General features: G+C 36.2%; 19 protein-coding genes. 13 read left to right on the top strand and 6 right to left on the bottom strand.

Annotated elements, in window-relative coordinates; translation table 11 throughout:
* Positions 1-52 precede the first annotated feature (52 nt).
* From ccoS to ACFSQ0_RS10995, 11 genes are all read left to right on the top strand, one after another.
* Complete coding sequence (gene ccoS, locus ACFSQ0_RS11045) at positions 53-238, top strand: cbb3-type cytochrome oxidase assembly protein CcoS (RefSeq protein ID WP_379048232.1); 186 nt, start codon at positions 53-55, stop codon at positions 236-238.
* 10 nt (positions 239-248) lie between these two features.
* Positions 249-2,441: a cytochrome-c oxidase, cbb3-type subunit I gene (ccoN, locus tag ACFSQ0_RS11040; RefSeq protein ID WP_379048230.1), complete on the top strand. Its 2,193-nt coding sequence runs from the start codon at positions 249-251 to the stop codon at positions 2,439-2,441.
* 14 nt (positions 2,442-2,455) lie between these two features.
* Positions 2,456-2,641, top strand: a complete 186-nt coding sequence (locus tag ACFSQ0_RS11035) for a CcoQ/FixQ family Cbb3-type cytochrome c oxidase assembly chaperone (RefSeq protein ID WP_147862045.1) — start codon at positions 2,456-2,458, stop codon at positions 2,639-2,641.
* Positions 2,638-3,516 carry a cbb3-type cytochrome c oxidase N-terminal domain-containing protein gene (locus ACFSQ0_RS11030; protein WP_379048228.1) on the top strand — a complete coding sequence of 293 codons (879 nt, stop codon included), beginning with the start codon at positions 2,638-2,640 and terminating at the stop codon, positions 3,514-3,516. Before ACFSQ0_RS11035 ends, ACFSQ0_RS11030 begins: the two co-directional genes overlap by 4 nt.
* Positions 3,517-3,636: 120 nt before the next feature.
* Positions 3,637-5,064: a cytochrome c oxidase accessory protein CcoG gene (gene ccoG / locus ACFSQ0_RS11025; protein WP_379048227.1), complete on the top strand. Its 1,428-nt coding sequence runs from the start codon at positions 3,637-3,639 to the stop codon at positions 5,062-5,064.
* Between the two features lie 12 nt (positions 5,065-5,076).
* Positions 5,077-5,523, top strand: a complete 447-nt coding sequence (locus tag ACFSQ0_RS11020) for a FixH family protein (RefSeq protein ID WP_379048225.1) — start codon at positions 5,077-5,079, stop codon at positions 5,521-5,523.
* A gap of 2 nt (positions 5,524-5,525) precedes the next feature.
* Complete coding sequence (locus ACFSQ0_RS11015) at positions 5,526-6,251, top strand: sulfite exporter TauE/SafE family protein (protein ID WP_379048223.1); 726 nt, start codon at positions 5,526-5,528, stop codon at positions 6,249-6,251.
* Positions 6,252-6,313: 62 nt separating this feature from the next.
* Positions 6,314-7,582: an acetyl-CoA hydrolase/transferase family protein gene (locus tag ACFSQ0_RS11010; protein ID WP_379048222.1), complete on the top strand. Its 1,269-nt coding sequence runs from the start codon at positions 6,314-6,316 to the stop codon at positions 7,580-7,582.
* A 14-nt stretch (positions 7,583-7,596) separates the two neighbouring features.
* Positions 7,597-7,995, top strand: a complete 399-nt coding sequence (locus ACFSQ0_RS11005; RefSeq protein WP_379048220.1) for a group III truncated hemoglobin — start codon at positions 7,597-7,599, stop codon at positions 7,993-7,995.
* 174 nt (positions 7,996-8,169) lie between these two features.
* Positions 8,170-9,438 carry a Glu/Leu/Phe/Val family dehydrogenase gene (locus ACFSQ0_RS11000; protein WP_379048218.1) on the top strand — a complete coding sequence of 423 codons (1,269 nt, stop codon included), beginning with the start codon at positions 8,170-8,172 and terminating at the stop codon, positions 9,436-9,438.
* Positions 9,439-9,572: 134 nt separating this feature from the next.
* Complete coding sequence (locus tag ACFSQ0_RS10995) at positions 9,573-9,974, top strand: hypothetical protein (protein WP_379048216.1); 402 nt, start codon at positions 9,573-9,575, stop codon at positions 9,972-9,974.
* A 39-nt stretch (positions 9,975-10,013) separates the two neighbouring features.
* Here ACFSQ0_RS10995 and ACFSQ0_RS10990 read toward each other — a convergent pair whose 3' ends face one another.
* Positions 10,014-11,447 (bottom strand): L-serine ammonia-lyase, encoded by a 1,434-nt coding sequence (locus ACFSQ0_RS10990; protein ID WP_379048214.1) that lies wholly within the window; start codon positions 11,445-11,447, stop codon positions 10,014-10,016.
* 351 nt (positions 11,448-11,798) lie between these two features.
* On the opposite strand from ACFSQ0_RS10990, the gene dnaK reads away from it, so the two are divergent.
* Positions 11,799-13,721 carry a molecular chaperone DnaK gene (gene dnaK, locus ACFSQ0_RS10985; protein WP_379048212.1) on the top strand — a complete coding sequence of 641 codons (1,923 nt, stop codon included), beginning with the start codon at positions 11,799-11,801 and terminating at the stop codon, positions 13,719-13,721.
* 180 nt (positions 13,722-13,901) lie between these two features.
* On the opposite strand, the gene ACFSQ0_RS10980 is transcribed toward dnaK, so the two are convergent.
* Positions 13,902-14,624: a DUF4369 domain-containing protein gene (locus ACFSQ0_RS10980; protein WP_379048210.1), complete on the bottom strand. Its 723-nt coding sequence runs from the start codon at positions 14,622-14,624 to the stop codon at positions 13,902-13,904.
* 20 nt (positions 14,625-14,644) lie between these two features.
* A complete protein-coding gene (locus ACFSQ0_RS10975; RefSeq protein WP_379048208.1) occupies positions 14,645-15,913 on the bottom strand; it encodes a DUF819 family protein in 1,269 nt (422 codons plus the stop codon).
* A 161-nt stretch (positions 15,914-16,074) separates the two neighbouring features.
* Here ACFSQ0_RS10975 and ACFSQ0_RS10970 point away from each other — a divergent pair, with 161 nt between their 5' ends.
* Positions 16,075-16,860, top strand: a complete 786-nt coding sequence (locus tag ACFSQ0_RS10970) for a S1/P1 nuclease (protein WP_379048206.1) — start codon at positions 16,075-16,077, stop codon at positions 16,858-16,860.
* Here ACFSQ0_RS10970 and ACFSQ0_RS10965 read toward each other — a convergent pair whose 3' ends face one another.
* The 3 genes from ACFSQ0_RS10965 to ACFSQ0_RS10955 are packed head-to-tail and all read right to left on the bottom strand — an operon-like array spanning position 16,861 to position 18,084.
* Complete coding sequence (locus ACFSQ0_RS10965; RefSeq protein WP_379048204.1) at positions 16,861-17,142, bottom strand: TIGR03643 family protein; 282 nt, start codon at positions 17,140-17,142, stop codon at positions 16,861-16,863.
* Positions 17,123-17,719, bottom strand: coding sequence for an alpha-ketoglutarate-dependent dioxygenase AlkB family protein (locus ACFSQ0_RS10960; protein WP_379048201.1), 597 nt, complete (start codon positions 17,717-17,719; stop codon positions 17,123-17,125). The genes ACFSQ0_RS10965 and ACFSQ0_RS10960 overlap by 20 nt, the downstream gene beginning before the upstream one ends.
* A gap of 2 nt (positions 17,720-17,721) precedes the next feature.
* Positions 17,722-18,084 carry a DoxX family protein gene (locus tag ACFSQ0_RS10955; protein WP_379048198.1) on the bottom strand — a complete coding sequence of 121 codons (363 nt, stop codon included), beginning with the start codon at positions 18,082-18,084 and terminating at the stop codon, positions 17,722-17,724.
* Positions 18,085-18,623 lie beyond the last annotated feature (539 nt).

Genomic DNA, 18,623 nt, shown 5'->3' with positions numbered 1-18,623 from the left:
GTCATTTTTTAAGAAAGCTTTCACAAGTAATTTTGAAAACTAGAATTTAAACATGAGTGTAATTTATCTTTTATTGGCATTGAGTATTTTAGTTGCTCTTATTTTTTTTGGAGTATTTATTTACTCCGTAAAACGTGGGCAGTATGATGATGTGCATACACCCGCCGTGAGAATGCTTTTTGAAGATGAATTGGTTAAAGAAGAAAATCAAAAACAATCAATAAAAACCAAAGACTAATTATTATATTATGGAAATCGAAAAATTTTATTATGACAATAAGATTGTAAAAAAATTCCTGTATGCAACCATATTTTGGGGTATCGTAGGAATGTCTGTGGGCTTGCTATTAGCCTTTATGTTTATTTTTCCTAACCTAACCGACGGCATTTCATGGTTGAGTTTTGGTAGGCTACGACCACTGCATACTAATGCGGTGATTTTTGCTTTTGTAGGGAATGCGATTTTTGCAGGAGTGTATTATTCTACTCAACGCCTTCTTAAAGCACGTATGTTTAGCGATGCTTTGAGTAATATTAATTTCTGGGGTTGGCAGCTCATCATTGTAGCTGCAGCAATTACCTTACCCTTAGGTTTTACCAGCTCAAAAGAATATGCTGAGTTAGAGTGGCCAATAGATATAGCTATTGCGGTAGTTTGGGTTGTTTTTGGTTGGAACTTAATAGCTACTATATTAAAACGTAGACAGCGTCATATGTATGTTGCGATCTGGTTTTACCTGGCTACGTTCGTAACGGTGGCAGTTTTACATATTTTCAATAGTTTAGCATTGCCTGCAACTTTCTTAAAAAGTTACTCTGCTTATGCCGGGGTTCAAGATGCTTTGGTGCAGTGGTGGTATGGGCATAATGCGGTTGCGTTTTTCTTAACCACACCATTCTTGGGTTTAATGTACTATTTTGTGCCTAAAGCAGCCAATAGGCCCGTTTATTCTTACCGACTATCTATTATTCACTTCTGGTCGTTAATTTTCATATATATTTGGGCAGGACCGCACCACTTATTGTACTCTTCTTTACCAGATTGGGCTCAAAATTTAGGGGTGGCTTTTTCGGTAATGCTTATCGCTCCGTCTTGGGGAGGTATGATCAACGGTTTATTGACCTTACGAGGTGCTTGGGATAAAGTAAGAACAGATCCTATTCTTAAATTTATGGTAGTTGCCATTACCGGTTATGGTATGGCCACTTTTGAAGGACCTATGCTATCATTAAAAAACATTAATGCTATTGGTCACTTTACCGATTGGATCATTGCTCACGTTCACGTGGGAGCACTTGCTTGGAACGGATTTTTAGCCTTTGGAATGATTTATTGGTTGATTCCACGCTTGTTTAAAACTAAATTATACTCTATTGCCCTAGCCAATGTGCATTTTTGGGTGGGAACTTTAGGGATTATTCTGTATGCGCTTCCGCTATATGTAGCCGGATTTACACAAGCTTCTATGTGGAAGCAATTTAACCCAGATGGTACATTGGTGTATGGAAACTTCCTTGAAACCGTTACCGAAATTATGCCTATGTATTGGATGCGTGCTATTGGTGGTTCTATGTATATTGTAGGTGCATTTATCTTATTGTATAATGTGGTTATGACTGTAAGAAAAGGTTCTGCCGTTACCGATGAATTGGCCGAAGCTGCAGCATTACCTAAAGTTACAAAGAAAAGAACGGCAGGTGAGGGTTATCACACTTGGTTAGAGCGAAGACCCGTTAAATTAACTATTTATGCCACTATTGCCATCTTGATTGGAGGAGCTGTACAAATTATACCTACCCTATTGGTAGAGTCCAACATCCCGACTATTTCTACCGTTAAACCTTATACTCCACTAGAGCTAGAGGGGCGCGATATTTACATCCGTGAAGGTTGTGTTTCTTGTCACTCACAGATGATTAGACCCTTTAGAAGTGAGGTAGAACGCTATGGGGAGTATTCAAAAGCGGGAGAGTTTGTATATGATCGTCCGTTTTTATGGGGTAGTAAACGTACTGGTCCAGATTTACACAGAATCGGTAAAAAATATTCTGATAACTGGCACTTCAATCACTTCTATGATCCGCAGACTACCTCGGCCGGTAGTATTATGCCACGATACCCTTGGTTAATCACCAATGCCTTAGATAAATCGAATACAGAAGCGAAGATGCGTACCTTAGTAAAACTGGGTGTTCCATATACCGATGAAGAGATTGCCAATGCGCAAAAATGGATGGAGGAACAAGGTGCTGCTATCGAGGAGAACCTACACACCGATCCCGATTTTGCCGAGACCTATAAAGCCGATAAAGCTTATGCTCAAGAAAACGGATTAGAGTTTGTTGAAATGCGAAATCGAGAAGTAGTTGCCGTTATTGCTTATCTACAACGATTAGGTACAGATATTAATGTAAAAGAAGAAGTTTCTAGTACAAACTAAAAAACCATTACACGATGTTTAAATTTGTAAAAGGTCATTTAGAGACCATCGAAAATATCGAGATTTACCCAATTATTTCATTGCTAATATTTTTCCTATTCTTTTCAGCATTATTCTACTGGGTATTTACCGCCAAAAAAGACTATATAAAAGAGGTAAGTAACTTGCCTTTAGATAACCAAAACGATCAAGAATTATGAAAACAATCGGTTCATACATCCGCTTAGCCTTATTTGTACTTTTAGCATATCTGCTTATAGAGTATACAGTAGAAACAGGAGATCAATCCACCTTTATGGTGTACCCCATAGCTTGGCTAGTTTTTGGTGTTGCGGTATTGGTTGTGGTAGCTTTAGAAATTGCTGTTGAGGCGCTAAATAGTGTTTTATATAAAGCCTTACCTGAAGATAAAAAACTTGGTTTTGAGGCCAGTCAAGCTGAAGAATCAAAAGTTATGCTTTGGTTAAAAGAAACTTATCATAAAATGCTTGATAAAAAGCCTATCGAGAATGAAGATGAAATCATTTTAGATCATAATTATGACGGTATTAAAGAGCTCGATAATAACTTGCCGCCTTGGTGGACCTACTTGTTTTATGCGACAATTATTTTTGCAGTTGTCTATATGGTACGTTTTCACATCTTTGTAGATTACACGCAACATGAAGAATTTGAAATGGAATTAGCTCAAGCAGAAAAAGAGATAGAAGAGTATAAGAGAACAGCAAAAGACTTGATCGATATTAACACGGTAACCTTATTGACAGATGCTTCAGACCTAACAGCTGGCGAAAATATATATATGCAAAACTGTATTGCTTGCCATAAAGCCGATGGAGGCGGAAGTATCGGGCCTAATTTAACCGATGAGTATTGGATACTTGGCGGTGGGGTTAAAAACGTCTTTAAAACCATTTCAGAAGGAGGTCGTGATGGTAAAGGAATGGTAGCTTGGAAACAAACTTTGAAGCCTCTTGAAATGGCACAAGTAGCTAGCTATGTTATTTCATTAGGTGGTACCAACCCAGAAGGCGCAAAAGAACCACAAGGCGATTTATGGGCAGGTAATGAGTAGTATCTTGTTTTTGCAAACCAAAATTATAACTAAATCTTAGCACGATAAAAGACTTCTGATTTTGGTTAGAAGTCTTTTTTTTAAGAAAAGGTTGAATTATCATAATAGGCATTTTACAGTATGAGTAAATTTGAAGAAGGTAATGAAAAGTTTAGGGACTCCATAGGGACCTTAGACGAAGAAGGAAAACGAGCTTGGGTATACCCTAAAAAACCCGTGGGTAAATACTACGATTATAGAAAATATGTAAGCTATTTTTTATTGTTGTTTCTATTTGCCGCACCGTTCATAAAAATCAACGGAAATCAATTCCTTTTGTTTAATGTTTTAGAAAGGCGGTTCAATATTTTCGGTTTACCTTTTTGGCCACAAGATTTTTATCTCTTTGTAATGTCTATGATAATTGGTGTGGTGTTTATTACTCTATTTACCGTAGCATTTGGGCGTATTTTTTGTGGATGGATTTGCCCGCAAACCATTTTTATGGAGATGGTTTTTAGACGCATTGAATATTGGATAGAAGGAGACCGCGGTAAACAAATTAGACTCAATAAGCAAGATTGGAATGCGGATAAAATAAAGAAGAAAACCTTAAAATGGTTTATATTTTTTATCATTTCATTTTTAATAGCAAATGTATTTTTGGCTTATCTCATAGGTAGCGATCAGCTTATTCAATACATTATTGAAGGTCCCTTAGCGCATACCGATGTTATTTTGCCATTGCTTATATTTACCGGTGTATTTTACTTTGTTTTTACTTGGTTTAGAGAACAAGTCTGTATAATCGCTTGCCCTTACGGAAGACTTCAAGGGGTTTTATTAGACAAAAACTCTATTGTTGTAGCCTATGATTATAAACGTGGTGAAAAAGAAAAAGGAAGGGCTAAATTTAAGAAAAACGAAGATCGAGCTGCCAGCGGTAAGGGTGATTGTATCGATTGTTTTCAATGTGTTCAAGTTTGTCCTACAGGTATAGATATTAGAAACGGCACCCAACTTGAGTGCGTAAACTGTACCGCCTGTATAGATGCTTGCGATGCCATGATGGAAAAGGTAAATCTACCAAAAGGGCTTATACGTTATGCGAGTGAAGCAAACATTGCCGAAAAGAAACCTTTTACTTTTTCACCAAGATTAAAAGGCTATACCGCTGTATTGGGTATACTAATAGCGGTCCTTATTGGTATGTTGTTTTTGCGTAACGATGTTGAAGCCAGTATTTTGCGGTTACCTGGAGAGTTGTATGAGAAGAAAGAAAATAATATTATAAGTAATGTCTACACTTATAAATTAATTAATAAAACTACTTCAAAAATTGAAGATGTAAACTTTAAGTTAATTTCCCATAAGGGTACTATAGAGGTTGTCTCTCAAGACTCTTTTGAAGTTCCAGAACAAGGTATGGCACAGGGTACTTTATTTATTGAAATTCCTTTGCCAGCCATTGAGAGCGATCGAGAACGATTGAAAATTGGTGTTTACAGCGGTGAAAAATTAATTGAAACTACGGTAACTGCATTTTTAGGACCAAGAAGTTTCAGATAAAAAAGAAAAATTATGAAAATTAATTGGGGTTGGGGTATCGTGATTGCCTTTATAGGATTTATAAGCTTTATACTTTATTTTGTTATAAAAGTCTCTACCAATGATGCGTATGAGCACGATTTGGTAGTAGAAGAGTATTACAAACAAGAGTTAAAGTTAAACGGACAAATTGAGGCAGAGCAAAATGTATTACCATTTAAAAAGGATATTGTGGTCGAAGAAATAGCTGGAGATTTACGTATCAAAATGCCTAAAGATAAGGTGAGTGAATTGGCTAAAGGTACACTTCTTATGTACAGACCATCAAACAAAAAACTAGATTTCACCTTGCCTTTTCAACTGAAGAATGGAGAAATGTTTGTACCCAAAGAAAAATTGGTCGGGGGCATTTGGTCGGTTATAATAGAATGGGAAGAAAACAATAAAAATTACCGATTTAAAAAAGAGCTTCATTTATAACTATGCTTTGGTCTGCTTTTCTATTAGGTTTGTTGGGCAGCCTGCATTGTGTAGGTATGTGCGGGCCAATTGCCTTTATGCTGCCTCTAGACCGCACCAATCGTATACGTAAAGGTTTTCAGTTAAGCTTGTATCATTTAGGTAGATTAATAAGCTATTGCATCATTGGCTTACTTTTCGGCTTAATTGGTAAAGGATTATACTTATTTGGTTTTCAGCAGTTTATTTCTATTTTAATTGGGGTGATAATGATTGTAGTGGTTGTTCTACCTAGCCGTACATTTAGGAATATAAATGTGGTTAATCCTATATATAAATTAATTGCTAAAGTAAAATCGGCTTTAGGTAAAGAACTAAAAAAGCGTACGCCAGATACATTCCTTACTATTGGTTTCCTTAACGGATTCTTACCTTGTGGGTTACTTTATATGGCGGTATTTGCAACCTTCACATTCGAGTCTATGGCCTTAAGCACCACTTATATGCTGCTCTTTGGTTTAGGAACAATACCCTTAATGACTTTAGTGATATATGCAAAAGATTTCCTTAATCAAAAATGGCGCAATAGATTTCAAAAAATAATACCATATGCTTTGGTCGTAATTGGTATACTTTTTATTTTACGAGGGTTAGGATTAGGTATTCCTTATGTTTCGCCAGAATCGGTTAACTTTATTGAGTCGCCCGAAGCAAATTTTGACTGTGCACCAAATTTGCCACAAAACTAATAAATATCATAGTTTACTTCGCTCTGTACGTGTAATTTTGCATAAAATTTAAAGTACTTATTATGTTATATATTACCGCCCAACAAGCAGTAGAACAAGTTAAATCTAATTCTAGGTTGTTTTTTCAAGGAGCCGCGATGACCCCAAAGTTAATCATTAAAGCGCTGTGCGATCGATATAAAGAATTAGATAATGTAGAAATAGTACAACTCCACACCGAAGGAGAAGCTAAATATACTCAAGAGCCTTACAATCAAATCTTTCGAGTAAATTCTTGCTTTGTTGGTAGCAATGTAAGAAAAGCGGTCAATCAACAACAAGGAGATTATATACCCATATTTTTAAGTGAGGTTCACTTATTGTTTAAGCGTAACATATTGCCTTTAGATGTAGCTTTTATTCAAGTTTCTCCACCAGATAAACATGGTTTTTGCTCTTTAGGAACTTCTGTAGATGTAACCTTATCGGCTATAGAAAATGCAAAACGTGTAATTGCACAAGTAAACCCAAATGTACCGAGAACTCACGGCGATGGAATAATTCACGTACAGCAAATTGATGCCATGGTTGAGGTCGATGAACCTATACACCAAGTATTTCTTTCTGAACCGACGGCTACAGAATTAGCTATTGGTAATCACGTAGCCCAATTGATAGAAGACGGTGCTACCTTACAAATGGGTATTGGAGCCATACCTAATGTGGTCTTAAATAATTTAAAAAACCATAAAAATCTTGGTATTCATACCGAGATGTTTTCAGATGGTATTCTTCCTTTAGTAGAAAAAGGAATCATAAATGGCAGTCAGAAAATGGTGAAAAACGGTAAAATTGTAACCTGTTTTGCTATGGGATCTCCCAAATTATATGATTTCATTGATGATAACCCAATGGTGCATTTTAAAGAAGCGGCTTATACCAATGACACTTCTATAATACGTAGAAACCCTAAGGTAACTGCTATAAATTCGGCAATTGAAATAGATATTACTGGGCAAGTTTGTGCAGATACCATTGGAAAAATGCAATTCTCTGGAGTTGGAGGCCAAATGGATTTCATACGAGGAGCAAGTCTTTCAGAAGACGGTAAAGCAATCATAGCCATGCCTTCTATTACCGCCAAAGGCATCTCAAAAATCACCCCTTACCTAAAGAAAGGGGCAGGGGTAACCACAACACGTGCACACGTTCATTATGTGGTTACCGAAAACGGAGTTGTAAATTTATTTGGAAAAAGCTTAAAGCAAAGAGCAAAGGCGTTAATTTCTATAGCACACCCCGATCATCAAGAAGAGTTGAGTAAATTAGCCTATGAACGATTAAATAATTAAAAATAAGCCTGCAGATGTTAAAAGAAATTGAAGAACGAGCAGACGTGGCTTTGTTGGTAAGAAGCTTCTACCAAAAGGTGCGTAAGAATAAAGAAATAGGACATTTTTTTAATGAGACCATATCAGACTGGGAGGAACACCTCGAGAAATTAACCGACTTTTGGGAAAGCAATTTGTTTTATGTAGATAAGTTTAGAGGCCGCCCCGGTAGGGCACACATTATGGTTGACCAAAAATTTGATAATAGTATTGAGGCAAAGCATTTTGGTGTTTGGTTAAATTTGTGGTGGCAGACCATAGACCAATTGTACGAAGGAGAACGCGCCGAAAGAGCCAAAGAGTTAGCTAGAAATTTAGGAACCAATTTTCATATGAAAATTTTTATGGCTAGAGAACGAAAGAGTTTGCTGTAAGTTTCTGTAAATTAATCGATTGGTAAAATAATTAAAATATTCTAATATTTTTCAATTATCATGCTGATTAGGTCTTTTAGGTTTCATAAATTTGATAAATAATTGTTTAAAAAGAAAGCAGGGTAGGGCAGCTATTGTTCTTATACTGCTCTAAAAATTTAAAAATAAAAATATATGGCTAATAAAAAAGAAACCATGTATGATAATGTAATGAAGCAATACAATAAAGTTGCAGATTACATGGATTTAGATCCGAATATCAGAAAAATCTTAGCGGTAACTAATAATGAGATCATTATTCATTTTCCCGTAAGGATGGATAATGGTGATGTAGAAATTTTTACTGGATACCGCGTTCAGCATAACAATGCCTTAGGTCCTTACAAAGGAGGTTTGCGTTATCACGCCGATGTTGATGTAGAAGCGGCAAAGGCTTTGGCTATTTGGATGACTTGGAAAACCTCTTTAGCAGGATTGCCTTACGGTGGTGCAAAAGGAGGAATTCAATTAGATCCTAGAAAATATTCTATTACCGAGTTAGAGCGAATCACGCGACGATTTACTTATGCTTTGGGAGAAAATATTGGTGCCGAGCATGATATTCCTGCCCCCGATGTAAATACCAATGCTCAAACTATGGCGTGGATCGCAGATACTTATATGAGTACTAAATCTCCATCTGAAAGATCAAAACATCAACACGTAGTGACCGGTAAACCTGTAGGTTCTGGAGGATTAGAAGGTAGAGACCGTGCAACAGGCTTTGGAGTTTATTTAACTATAAGATTATACCATGAAAGTAGAGGTGAATCTTTAAAAGGTAAAACCTTTATTGTGCAAGGTTTTGGAAATGTAGGCTACTGGGCTTCTAAATTCTTAGAGGCAGATGGTGCAAAACTAATTGCAGTTCAAGATGCACATGCTACCATACACGATGAAGCAGGATTTAGCGTAGAAGATTTGTTTGAGCACAGCAAACCTAGAAAGAATTCTATAGCTGGTTTCGCAGATGATAAAGAAATTGACCCTAAACAATTTTTTGGCTTAGAATGTGATATTTTAATTCCAGCAGCCCTAGGAAATCAAATTACCGAAGAGAATGCAGCCGATGTTAAAGCGCCCTTAATCGCAGAAGGAGCAAACGGGCCAACCACCGATGCAGCAGAGAAGATACTATTAGAAAATGGGGTTACTATTATACCTGATATTTTATGTAATTCGGGTGGTGTAATTGGTAGTTATTTTGAATGGTTACAAAACCGTAACGGAGAATTATGGCAGTTAGATGAAATTATGATTCGTTTAGAGAAAAAACTAACTGGCGTTTTTAAGAAAGTTGAAAACGAGGTAAAAGAAAGACAAACAGACTGGAGAACGGCTGCATATGTTTTGGCTATTTATCGAATAGAAATGGCTTATAAGCAACGCGGAATTTTCCCATAAAATCATTCTTTCAAAGAAACTAAACCTTCTCTATATCAATTTATCTTATCAACAAAAAGATAAATTGATATAGAGAAGGTTTTTTTTATCCTAAAAATTTGTAATTTCATCGCCGCAACGCAAAAATTCAGGTTATGCCCGATAAAATACAGGAACATTACAGCGAAGAAGAAATCCAAATACTCAATATGAATAAAGATTTGAACTTTTGGGTAGACGAACTTAAGTTTATGGTTACTGAAATAACTTTTTTTAAACAGTTATTGGCTAAAGATGAATTAAAGTTTAATACTTCGCCTAACTATAAAGAAGTTAAACAGATATTAGCCGAAAATCTAGAGACTACCAAAAAGTTTTTAGAAGAGTTAATCGATTATGATGTGGTGTCTAATGGCATCCAAGAATGCGACGATTTATCTTGCGAAACCTATTACCTCAATGAGCATCAGGACTACAAAAAACGCGTTCGCGACCATTTAAAATTACACAAAGATAATAAACAAGTATTGTTTAAGTTAATACAAGAAAACTTATAATTTAAAATAAAAAAATCCCTATCAAAATAGGGATTTTTTTTAACAGTCACTTAGGTTTACTCTAACAGCTAGGCCTCCCTCTGAGGTTTCTTTGTACTTTGAATTCATATCCTTTGCCGTATCCCACATTGTTTCAATAACACTATCTAGTGGTACTTTTACTTTGGTAGCATCGGTTTCTAAGGCTATTTCGGCGGCATTTATCGCTTTAATGGCGCCCATCGCGTTACGCTCTATACAAGGCACCTGAACTAAACCAGCAATAGGGTCACAGGTTAAGCCTAAATGATGCTCCATAGCAATTTCACTTGCCACAAGTACTTGTTCTGGCGTTCCTCCAAGAAGATGCGCTAAACCTCCAGCCGCCATGGCCGATGAAACACCGATTTCTGCTTGACACCCACCCATAGCTGCCGATATGGTTGCTCCCTTTTTAAACAAGCTGCCTATCTCGCCAGCAACCAGCATAAACTCTTTAAGGTGTTCAAAAGTAGCTTGATGATTTTCTATCGTCATATAGTACATCATTACCGCGGGTACGGTACCAGCGCTACCATTGGTGGGGGCAGTTACTACTCGGCCTAAACTAGCATTTACTTCGTTAACACTAATGGCATAACAACTTACCCATTTTAAAATTTGTCTGAATTTCACCTCTGTTTTACGTATGGCTTCCAGCCAGTCTTGAGGATTGGAATAATCTTGATCGCCAATAAGCTTCTCGTGAATTCCAAATGCTCGGCGTTGTACTTTTAAACCGCCTGGTAAAATTCCAGGGGTATGACAACCTACATACATAGACTCGAGCATTACATGCCAAATTGCTTTTAAGCCCTCGTCTATTTCTTTTTCGCTTCTTAGCGATTTTTCATTCTCTAATACAATTTGAGCGATATTTTTATTCTCTTGCTTGCAAAAAGCCAATAGCTCAGTTCCCTTTTCAATACTAAAAGGGAATTGTTTAAATACCTCTACCTTTTTCTTAGCATTTTCTCGCTCTTCTTTAACTACAAAACCACCACCAATAGAATAGAACGTAGCTTTATATTGACTTGTATCATCTATTGTAGCAATAAAGGTCATACCATTAGGATGAAAATCAAGAAATTTCTTATTAAAAACCACCTGTTTGGCAGGGTCAAAATTGAGTTCTCGTTCTTGGTTAAGATGAAGTATATGGCTTTCTTTAATTTTAGTTATACTAGGCTCTAGCAAATCTAAATCCATTTTTACGGGATCATAGCCCAATAAGCCCAATAATACCGCAATATCGGTAGCGTGACCTATACCGGTCAGCGATAATGAGCCGTATAAATCAACATGGATTTTTGTAACTCGATTAAAAATTTCTTCTTCTTTTAATTCATCTATAAAACGCTGGGCAGCACGCCAAGGGCCTAGGGTGTGGGAACTAGATGGCCCTACACCTATTTTTAGCATATCAAAAACACTGATGCACTCAACTTTTTTCATTTCTTCCAATTAAATTATGGCAACTACAAAGATGAAAGAAAAAATTCATCTTTCCACATGTCTGCTTACTTATTTGTTTGCTATTTTAAATGCTTTGAGTATTTTATCGGGTTAGGGATAGCAGCGTTAGCCCGTAAAAAATCAAGCTTTTTTAAAGCTTGATTTTGCGGACTTTAAGCGTATAGCCCGGCTTTCTTTTTTTGTTTTTTATAAAAAGAAAGAACCCCCAACAGGCACAATGACAAGTAATAAAAGTATAAAGGTGACATGATGTCATATTTAATCTGCTGGCACAAAGATTGAATAATGCTAAGCGAATTTAAAGTTTAAAAAAAATAAATTATATAAATTATGAGTAAGATAATAGGTATAGATTTAGGTACTACTAACTCGTGTGTTTCTGTGATGGAAGGGAATGAGCCTGTAGTAATTCCTAATGCTGAAGGTAAGCGAACTACCCCGTCTGTAATAGCTTTTGTTGAAGATGGTGAGATTAAAGTAGGAGATCCGGCTAAGCGACAGGCGGTGACTAACCCAGAAAAAACAATTGCTTCTATCAAGCGTTTTATGGGTAACAAGTATTCTGAATCAAATAGAGAAGCAGATCGTGTTGCTTATAAAGTGGTAAAGGGAGATAATGACACCCCGCGTGTAGATGTCGATGGGCGTTTGTATACCCCACAAGAATTATCGGCTATGATTCTTCAAAAAATGAAGAAAACTGCCGAGGATTATTTAGGTCAAGACGTAAGTGAGGCGGTAATTACCGTTCCGGCTTATTTTAATGATTCGCAAAGACAAGCTACCAAAGAAGCAGGTGAAATTGCTGGCTTAAAAGTGCGTAGAATTATTAATGAGCCTACAGCTGCAGCTTTAGCTTATGGCTTAGATAAAAAAGGACAAGACCAAAAGATTGTAGTATTTGATTTTGGTGGAGGTACGCATGATGTTTCTATTTTAGAATTAGGTGACGGTGTATTTGAAGTTTTAGCTACCGATGGGGATACACACTTAGGTGGAGATGACGTAGATGAAACGATAATAGATTGGTTGGCCGATGAGTTTCAAAAAGAAGAAGATATCGATTTACGCAAAGACCCTATGGCTTTACAGCGTCTTAAAGAAGCTGCAGAAAAAGCTAAAATTGAATTATCAAGTTCTTCAAGTACAGAAATTAATTTGCCTTATGTTACCGCTACTGCTAGTGGACCTAAGCACTTGGTAAAACAACTTTCTCGTTCTAAGTTTGAGCAGTTAATTAGTGACCTTGTAAAGCGAACTATAGCACCTTGTGAAAAGGCTATGAAAGCAGCTGGTTTATCAAAAAGCGATATTGACGAAGTAATTTTAGTAGGAGGTTCTACTCGAATTCCTGCTGTACAGGAAGCGGTTGAAAACTTCTTTGGTAAGAAACCAAGTAAAGGTGTAAACCCAGATGAGGTAGTGTCTTTAGGAGCTGCCATTCAAGGTGGGGTATTAACAGGAGATGTAAAGGATGTTCTTTTACTAGATGTAACACCACTTTCATTGGGTATTGAGACTATGGGAGGTGTAAATACCAAGTTAATTGAAGCCAATACTACCATCCCTACTAAGAAGTCACAAATATTTTCTACCGCAGCAGATAATCAACCTTCTGTAGAAATTCACGTGCTACAAGGAGAACGACCAATGGCTGCCGATAATAAAACTATTGGTAGGTTCCATTTAGATGGTATACCACCAGCACAACGCGGTACACCACAAATTGAAGTGACTTTTGATATTGATGCCAATGGTATTATTAAAGTAAGCGCTACAGATAAAGCTACTGGTAAATCACAAGATATCCGAATCGAAGCATCTTCTGGATTAACCGAGGAGGAAATTGAGAAAATGAAGAGTGAAGCAGAGGCTAACGCTGAAGCGGATAAAAAAGCAAAAGAAAAAGTAGATAAGCTGAATGAAGCTGATGCGATGATCTTTCAAACTGAAAAACAATTGAAAGAGTTTGGCGACAAATTATCTGATGATAAGAAAAAGCCGGTTGAAGATGCATTAGCAGAGCTTAAAAAAGCTTATGAAACCAAAGAATTAGAAGCAATCACTCCAGCGCTAGACAAGTTAAATGAAACTTGGAAGAGTGTATCTGAAGAGATGTACAAAGCGCAGGCAGAAGCTCAGCAAAACGGAGCTGGCGCCCAAAATGCAGGCAACGCCGGTGCGCAAGGTGAAGCAGGAGGAGACGCTTCTAAAGACGATGTTGAAGATGTAGATTTTGAAGAGGTAAAATAAACTTTATTAAATCACAATAAATAAAAACGCGATCGGTAACGATCGCGTTTTTTTATGATTTTTGTAGTACTTTTTTAAACGTTCAAAAGCAGTAAATCTTTTCTTAATTGTGGAGACTTTTAATCGAAAAGAAGATTTTGTTCTACCTAAATTGATTTTATAAAAAATAGAAATTTTAGGTTATTTCTTCTCTTCTAATTTACTAAGCTTCTTACGCTCTTTAATTAAATTTTTAAATGTTTTACCGTACCGAGATTTTTTAATTGGTTTAGGCAACGAATTATAAACCGTATCTAAATATTTTACATTAGCATCAAATGCTTCTGTAATCATAATATAAGGAGCAACTTCGTAGTCCTTATTATTGATAGCAAAATTCACAGTGTAGAGATACTTGCGCTTTAAAAGCTGGTTGAACTTTTTTTGGATGGCTTTCGTCTCTTCTTCATCTTGATCTTGGTAAGCTTTAAAGCTGGCCTCAACAATATCTAGTCTTTCGTCATTAAACTTTTTTATAACCGCAAAATAATCTTGCAAAAGCTTATGGTTAGTACTCCCTTCGATTTTGGCATTGTACGAAAATTCTTTTAAATCAGTTTTAAAGTTTAGCGTACCGGGTTCAGCAAAAATTTCTACAATATTATCGCTGTTTTCACCAACTCCTTTATCCAAATACACAAATAAGATTTCTGGCTCTTTTAAGTTGGTTTTCAAACTAAAGCTTTCTTCGCCTCGAACGTGTATCGAGTCTAGGTCAATTACAAATGAATCTTTTACCCTTTGTAAATAAAGGGTTCCTTTTCTCAGACCGTCTACCTTTCCATTAAGCGTAAAATTGGATTCTTTGTCTTGACAAGCTAATACAAGAAAGCTAATTAAAACTGCGGTAATTGTTTTTTTCATGATAGGTTAAAAAATATAATTTAAATAGAGTTAGAGGCTACTTCCATAAGCACAGCACATAAATAAGCTGCCCAAGTACCAACTACGTAACCTAATACTGCTAGTAGAACTCCAACGGTTGCCAGTGATGGATGAAAGGCTGCAGCCACAACAGGAGCAGAGGCTGCCCCGCCTACATTTGCTTGGCTACCCACAGCCAAAAAGAAATAGGGGGCTCTTATTATTTTTGCAACGCCAATTAATAAGCCTGCGTGAATGGCCATCCATACTAAACCTATTGCAATTAAGCCAGGGTTGTCAAAAATCATCAGTAAATCCATTTTCATTCCTATAGTAGCCACAAGAATATAAATAAAAATGCTTCCTATCTTACTAGCTCCTGCACCTTCATATTGTTTGGCTTTAGTGAAAGACAAAATAATACCGATAAAAGTAGCTATGGTTATCATCCAAAAGAAGGTAGAAGTAAACGAGGATAAGGCAGAGCTTTTATCGTTAAAAACAGAGAAATTGTCTTTGAGAAAATTAGAAATTCCATCGGCTCCCCAATGTCCTAGACCTACTGCTCCCATGGCTAAGCCTAGCATAATTATATAATCTGACAGTTTTGGTGTTCTGGAGATGCTTGCAGTGTAATAGCTAACCTTTTGCTTAAGTTCTGTTATAGCACTAGAATCGGCTTTAAGCCATTTGTCAATTTTGTCTGTTTTAGCAATCCCCATTAATACAATAGCCATCCATATGTTGGCCACCACAATATCAACAAAAACCATCCCCCCATATTTTTCGGGATTAAACTTAAAAATTTCTAACATTGCCGCTTGGTTGGCTCCACCACCAATCCAACTTCCGGCCAAAGTTGCTAATCCGCGCCAAACGGCATCGGGTCCCGCACCTCCAACAGTTTCTGGGGAGACCATAGATATTAGAAGTATAGCTATGGGGCCACCGATGACAATACCTAATGTGCCAGTAAAAAACATTATCAATGCTTTTGGACCTAAATTAAAAATTGCTTTTAAGTCAATACTAAGCGTCATTAAAACTAAAGATGCTGGTAACAAGTATCTACTAGCTACAAAATATAGCTGAGAATTTTCTGCACTAATAATTCCTAATGTATTTAAAATTGCAGGGAGTAAGTAGCACATTAATAAAGCAGGTACGACTTTATAAAACTTTTGCCAAAATGAATTTTTTGATTCATTGGTGTAAAAGACCAGTGCTAAAACAACCATTAATAAACCAAAAACGATGGCATCATTGGTAAAAACCGGGGTATTCTCCATAGGTAAAATCAATTTTGGTAAATATAAATACTTTTACAAAACTGGAAAGTGATTTCAATAATTAATCGGGATACACAAGGGGTGTATTTAAATACATAAAAAAAATCAGCTAATTTATTTAAATCTTTTTTGGGAACAATATATTTGCATAAAAAATAAATATGAAGAATTTAATTTTGGCTTTTTGCTTAATCCTGCTGCCGCTAACCGCAGTAGCAAAAAATACCCCTAGTGATTGGGGGCAAAACGGTCACCGTTCAACTGCGCAAATCGCTCAGCAATATCTTAAAAAGAATACCCTAAAACGTGTTCAAGAAATTTTAAAAGGTGAGAGCTTGGCCGTGGCCTCCACTTTTTCTGATGAAATCAAAAGCGATAGAGCTTTTAGAAAGTATAATGCTTGGCATTATATCAATATTGATGAAGGTGCCAGTATAGCTCAAATCAATAATCTAAAAGAAGAGAATATAGTTTGGGCGATTGAAAAATGTGTTGAAGTTTTAAAAGATTCAAAGCATTCAGAGCAAGAACAAGAGTTCCATCTCAAAATGCTTATACATTTGGTAGGAGATTTACACCAACCCATGCATGTGGGTAGGGCAGAAGATCGGGGCGGAAATGACATTGATGTTATTTGGTTTGGAAAACCCAGTAATTTACACCGTGTTTGGGATTCTGAAATGATAGCGAGTTACGATATGAGTTTTACCGAATTAGCAGAGCATAGACCCTCTCTCAATAAAAATCAAATAATGAGCTTGCAAGAAGGAACTCCGGCCGAATGGGCGTTGGAATCTCAAAAAATAGCAACTAAACTTTATGCCGATGCATCTAAAAACTATAATTTTCGTTATAGTTATATGTATGAATGGTTTCCTGTTTTAAAAGCGCAATTAGAAAAAGGTGGCTTACGCTTGGCAAAAATTTTAAATGAAATTTACGGTTAATTAGCGTTTACTTATCTTGTTGCCACTTATTATTTTTTGTCGGCTACATTTAAAAGTTCCAGCATCAAAATTTCTCAAATTTTGGTGCTTTGTTTTTCTTCCTTGTACCCGTGCACGCCATAATCTAAAACTTGAAGGTTTCAATTCGTGTTGCATAAGTTTAATAACTTCTTTTTCTGGAATTCCAAATTGGAATTCAATGGCCTCAAAAGTAGTGCGATCTTCCCAGGCCATTTCAATTATACGATCAATTTCTCGTAAGCTAAATTTTTTGTTTGTCATTTTTAATTATTCTAAAGGTTAAATTTATTCTTGGCCCAACAAGCTTTTTAGTTTTCGGGATTTGGTGTTTCCAGAAATGCTGCGTGTTTCCCTGCATCAATAAAAGACTTCTGTGCGGTAGCATTATATCGTGTTTTAAACTTTTATTGTAGATATGTTTTAATTTAAATTTTCGGGTGGCTCCAAGACTTATCGATGCTATTTTAGGTTGTTTACCCAATTCTCTTTCATTATCGGCGTGCCAACCGTTGCTGTCTTCACCGTTGCGGTATAGGTTTAATAAGCAAGTGGTAAATTGTATACCAAAATCGTTTTGCAACTTATTTTTTATTTTTAGTATCGGTTCAGGAAAAGGTGCGGGCTGTAAAGTGAGACCAGAATAGGAATACGGGTTTTTGTTGGTTGCATATAAAGCAGTAAGTCTTGGTTGTAAGTATTCTTTTCCAAATATTTTAATACAATCTTCTTGCCAATCTGTTTGATGTAACAGATGTTCAAATAAGAGGTCAGCCTCAGAAACTGGTAAATAAAGCGGATCAAAATATAAATCGGCATCTGGTAAATCGATAGCTGGCATAATTAAAATTGTAAATAAAAGAAAGCCCACCAAATAAGTATTCCCTGTAGTGGAATACGTAAAATTAAAATCCATTTAGGAATCCCAAGTCCGGCTTTTTTTGAACTAAGCATATAAAAATGTACCCACAGGAAAACAATTAGCATCGCTATAATACCATAAATCGCATAATCTTTAAATGGTTCATAAAGTAGGGTAACCCCTAATAAAATTTCAGCAGCACCACTTAGTAACACCCAGCGTTTTTTATTTTTAAAAATACTGGGCATTATGCGCACATACGCTTTGGGTTTTACAAAATGCATTACCCCAGCAAAAATATACATTGCACACATTAAATAGAGGTGCCAAGAATAATAATCCATTGCATAAAGGTAAAAAATTAGATAGCGCGTTTTTTCATTTTATCATATAATTAATATTTGTTGCAGAGATGTCTTGAATTCTTATCCCTTCGCTTTCGCGGAATTATTCTCGTTACCTATTATTAATTGTACTAACATATATAGGAGGGAAGCGGGTTGATCCTTTTCCGATCCTGAATTTTTGCAATAAGAATAAGCCTATAGAATAAGAGTATAAGCAAGTAAACTTCCATTTTAGTAAGCCTGGAAAAAAACTTTTAAAAAACTTCAGGCGGTTAAATCACTTGTTAGCAAGCCATTAGTATTTCATTAAAAAATAAATCAAAAAAAAGCCCATAAAAAGTTTGCGCAATGGAATAAAGGTTCTACATTTGCACCCGCAAACGGCGCAAGTCATTGTAAGTTCATTAAAAAGCGAAATAGTTTAGTTTAGGGGTTGTGAGATAAAGAAAGACTTTTTATCTTTGCCTTCTTAAATAAGCTAAGCGGTTGTCAAAAATAAATTTTTAAAAAACTTTAAATTTATTTTGGCAGAAACA

The organism is Mesonia sediminis (genome assembly GCF_042684705.1).
Lineage (GTDB): Bacteria > Bacteroidota > Bacteroidia > Flavobacteriales > Flavobacteriaceae > Mesonia > Mesonia sediminis.
This window is presented reverse-complemented; position numbering and strand designations above follow the sequence as displayed.

Coding starts and splice junctions, on each gene's coding strand:
- dnaK (WP_379048212.1), top strand. CDS start 11,799: ATGAGTAAGATAATAGGTATAGATTTAGGTACTACTAACTCGTGTGTT.
- ACFSQ0_RS11035 (WP_147862045.1), top strand. CDS start 2,456: ATGTTTAAATTTGTAAAAGGTCATTTAGAGACCATCGAAAATATCGAG.
- ACFSQ0_RS11020 (WP_379048225.1), top strand. CDS start 5,077: ATGAAAATTAATTGGGGTTGGGGTATCGTGATTGCCTTTATAGGATTT.
- ACFSQ0_RS10995 (WP_379048216.1), top strand. CDS start 9,573: ATGCCCGATAAAATACAGGAACATTACAGCGAAGAAGAAATCCAAATA.
- ACFSQ0_RS11005 (WP_379048220.1), top strand. CDS start 7,597: ATGTTAAAAGAAATTGAAGAACGAGCAGACGTGGCTTTGTTGGTAAGA.
- ACFSQ0_RS10960 (WP_379048201.1), bottom strand. CDS start 17,719: ATGCCAGCTATCGATTTACCAGATGCCGATTTATATTTTGATCCGCTT.
- ccoG (WP_379048227.1), top strand. CDS start 3,637: ATGAGTAAATTTGAAGAAGGTAATGAAAAGTTTAGGGACTCCATAGGG.
- ACFSQ0_RS10955 (WP_379048198.1), bottom strand. CDS start 18,084: ATGGATTATTATTCTTGGCACCTCTATTTAATGTGTGCAATGTATATT.
- ACFSQ0_RS10965 (WP_379048204.1), bottom strand. CDS start 17,142: ATGACAAACAAAAAATTTAGCTTACGAGAAATTGATCGTATAATTGAA.
- ACFSQ0_RS10975 (WP_379048208.1), bottom strand. CDS start 15,913: ATGGAGAATACCCCGGTTTTTACCAATGATGCCATCGTTTTTGGTTTA.
- ACFSQ0_RS11015 (WP_379048223.1), top strand. CDS start 5,526: ATGCTTTGGTCTGCTTTTCTATTAGGTTTGTTGGGCAGCCTGCATTGT.
- ccoS (WP_379048232.1), top strand. CDS start 53: ATGAGTGTAATTTATCTTTTATTGGCATTGAGTATTTTAGTTGCTCTT.
- ccoN (WP_379048230.1), top strand. CDS start 249: ATGGAAATCGAAAAATTTTATTATGACAATAAGATTGTAAAAAAATTC.
- ACFSQ0_RS11010 (WP_379048222.1), top strand. CDS start 6,314: ATGTTATATATTACCGCCCAACAAGCAGTAGAACAAGTTAAATCTAAT.
- ACFSQ0_RS10990 (WP_379048214.1), bottom strand. CDS start 11,447: ATGAAAAAAGTTGAGTGCATCAGTGTTTTTGATATGCTAAAAATAGGT.
- ACFSQ0_RS10980 (WP_379048210.1), bottom strand. CDS start 14,624: ATGAAAAAAACAATTACCGCAGTTTTAATTAGCTTTCTTGTATTAGCT.
- ACFSQ0_RS11030 (WP_379048228.1), top strand. CDS start 2,638: ATGAAAACAATCGGTTCATACATCCGCTTAGCCTTATTTGTACTTTTA.
- ACFSQ0_RS10970 (WP_379048206.1), top strand. CDS start 16,075: ATGAAGAATTTAATTTTGGCTTTTTGCTTAATCCTGCTGCCGCTAACC.
- ACFSQ0_RS11000 (WP_379048218.1), top strand. CDS start 8,170: ATGGCTAATAAAAAAGAAACCATGTATGATAATGTAATGAAGCAATAC.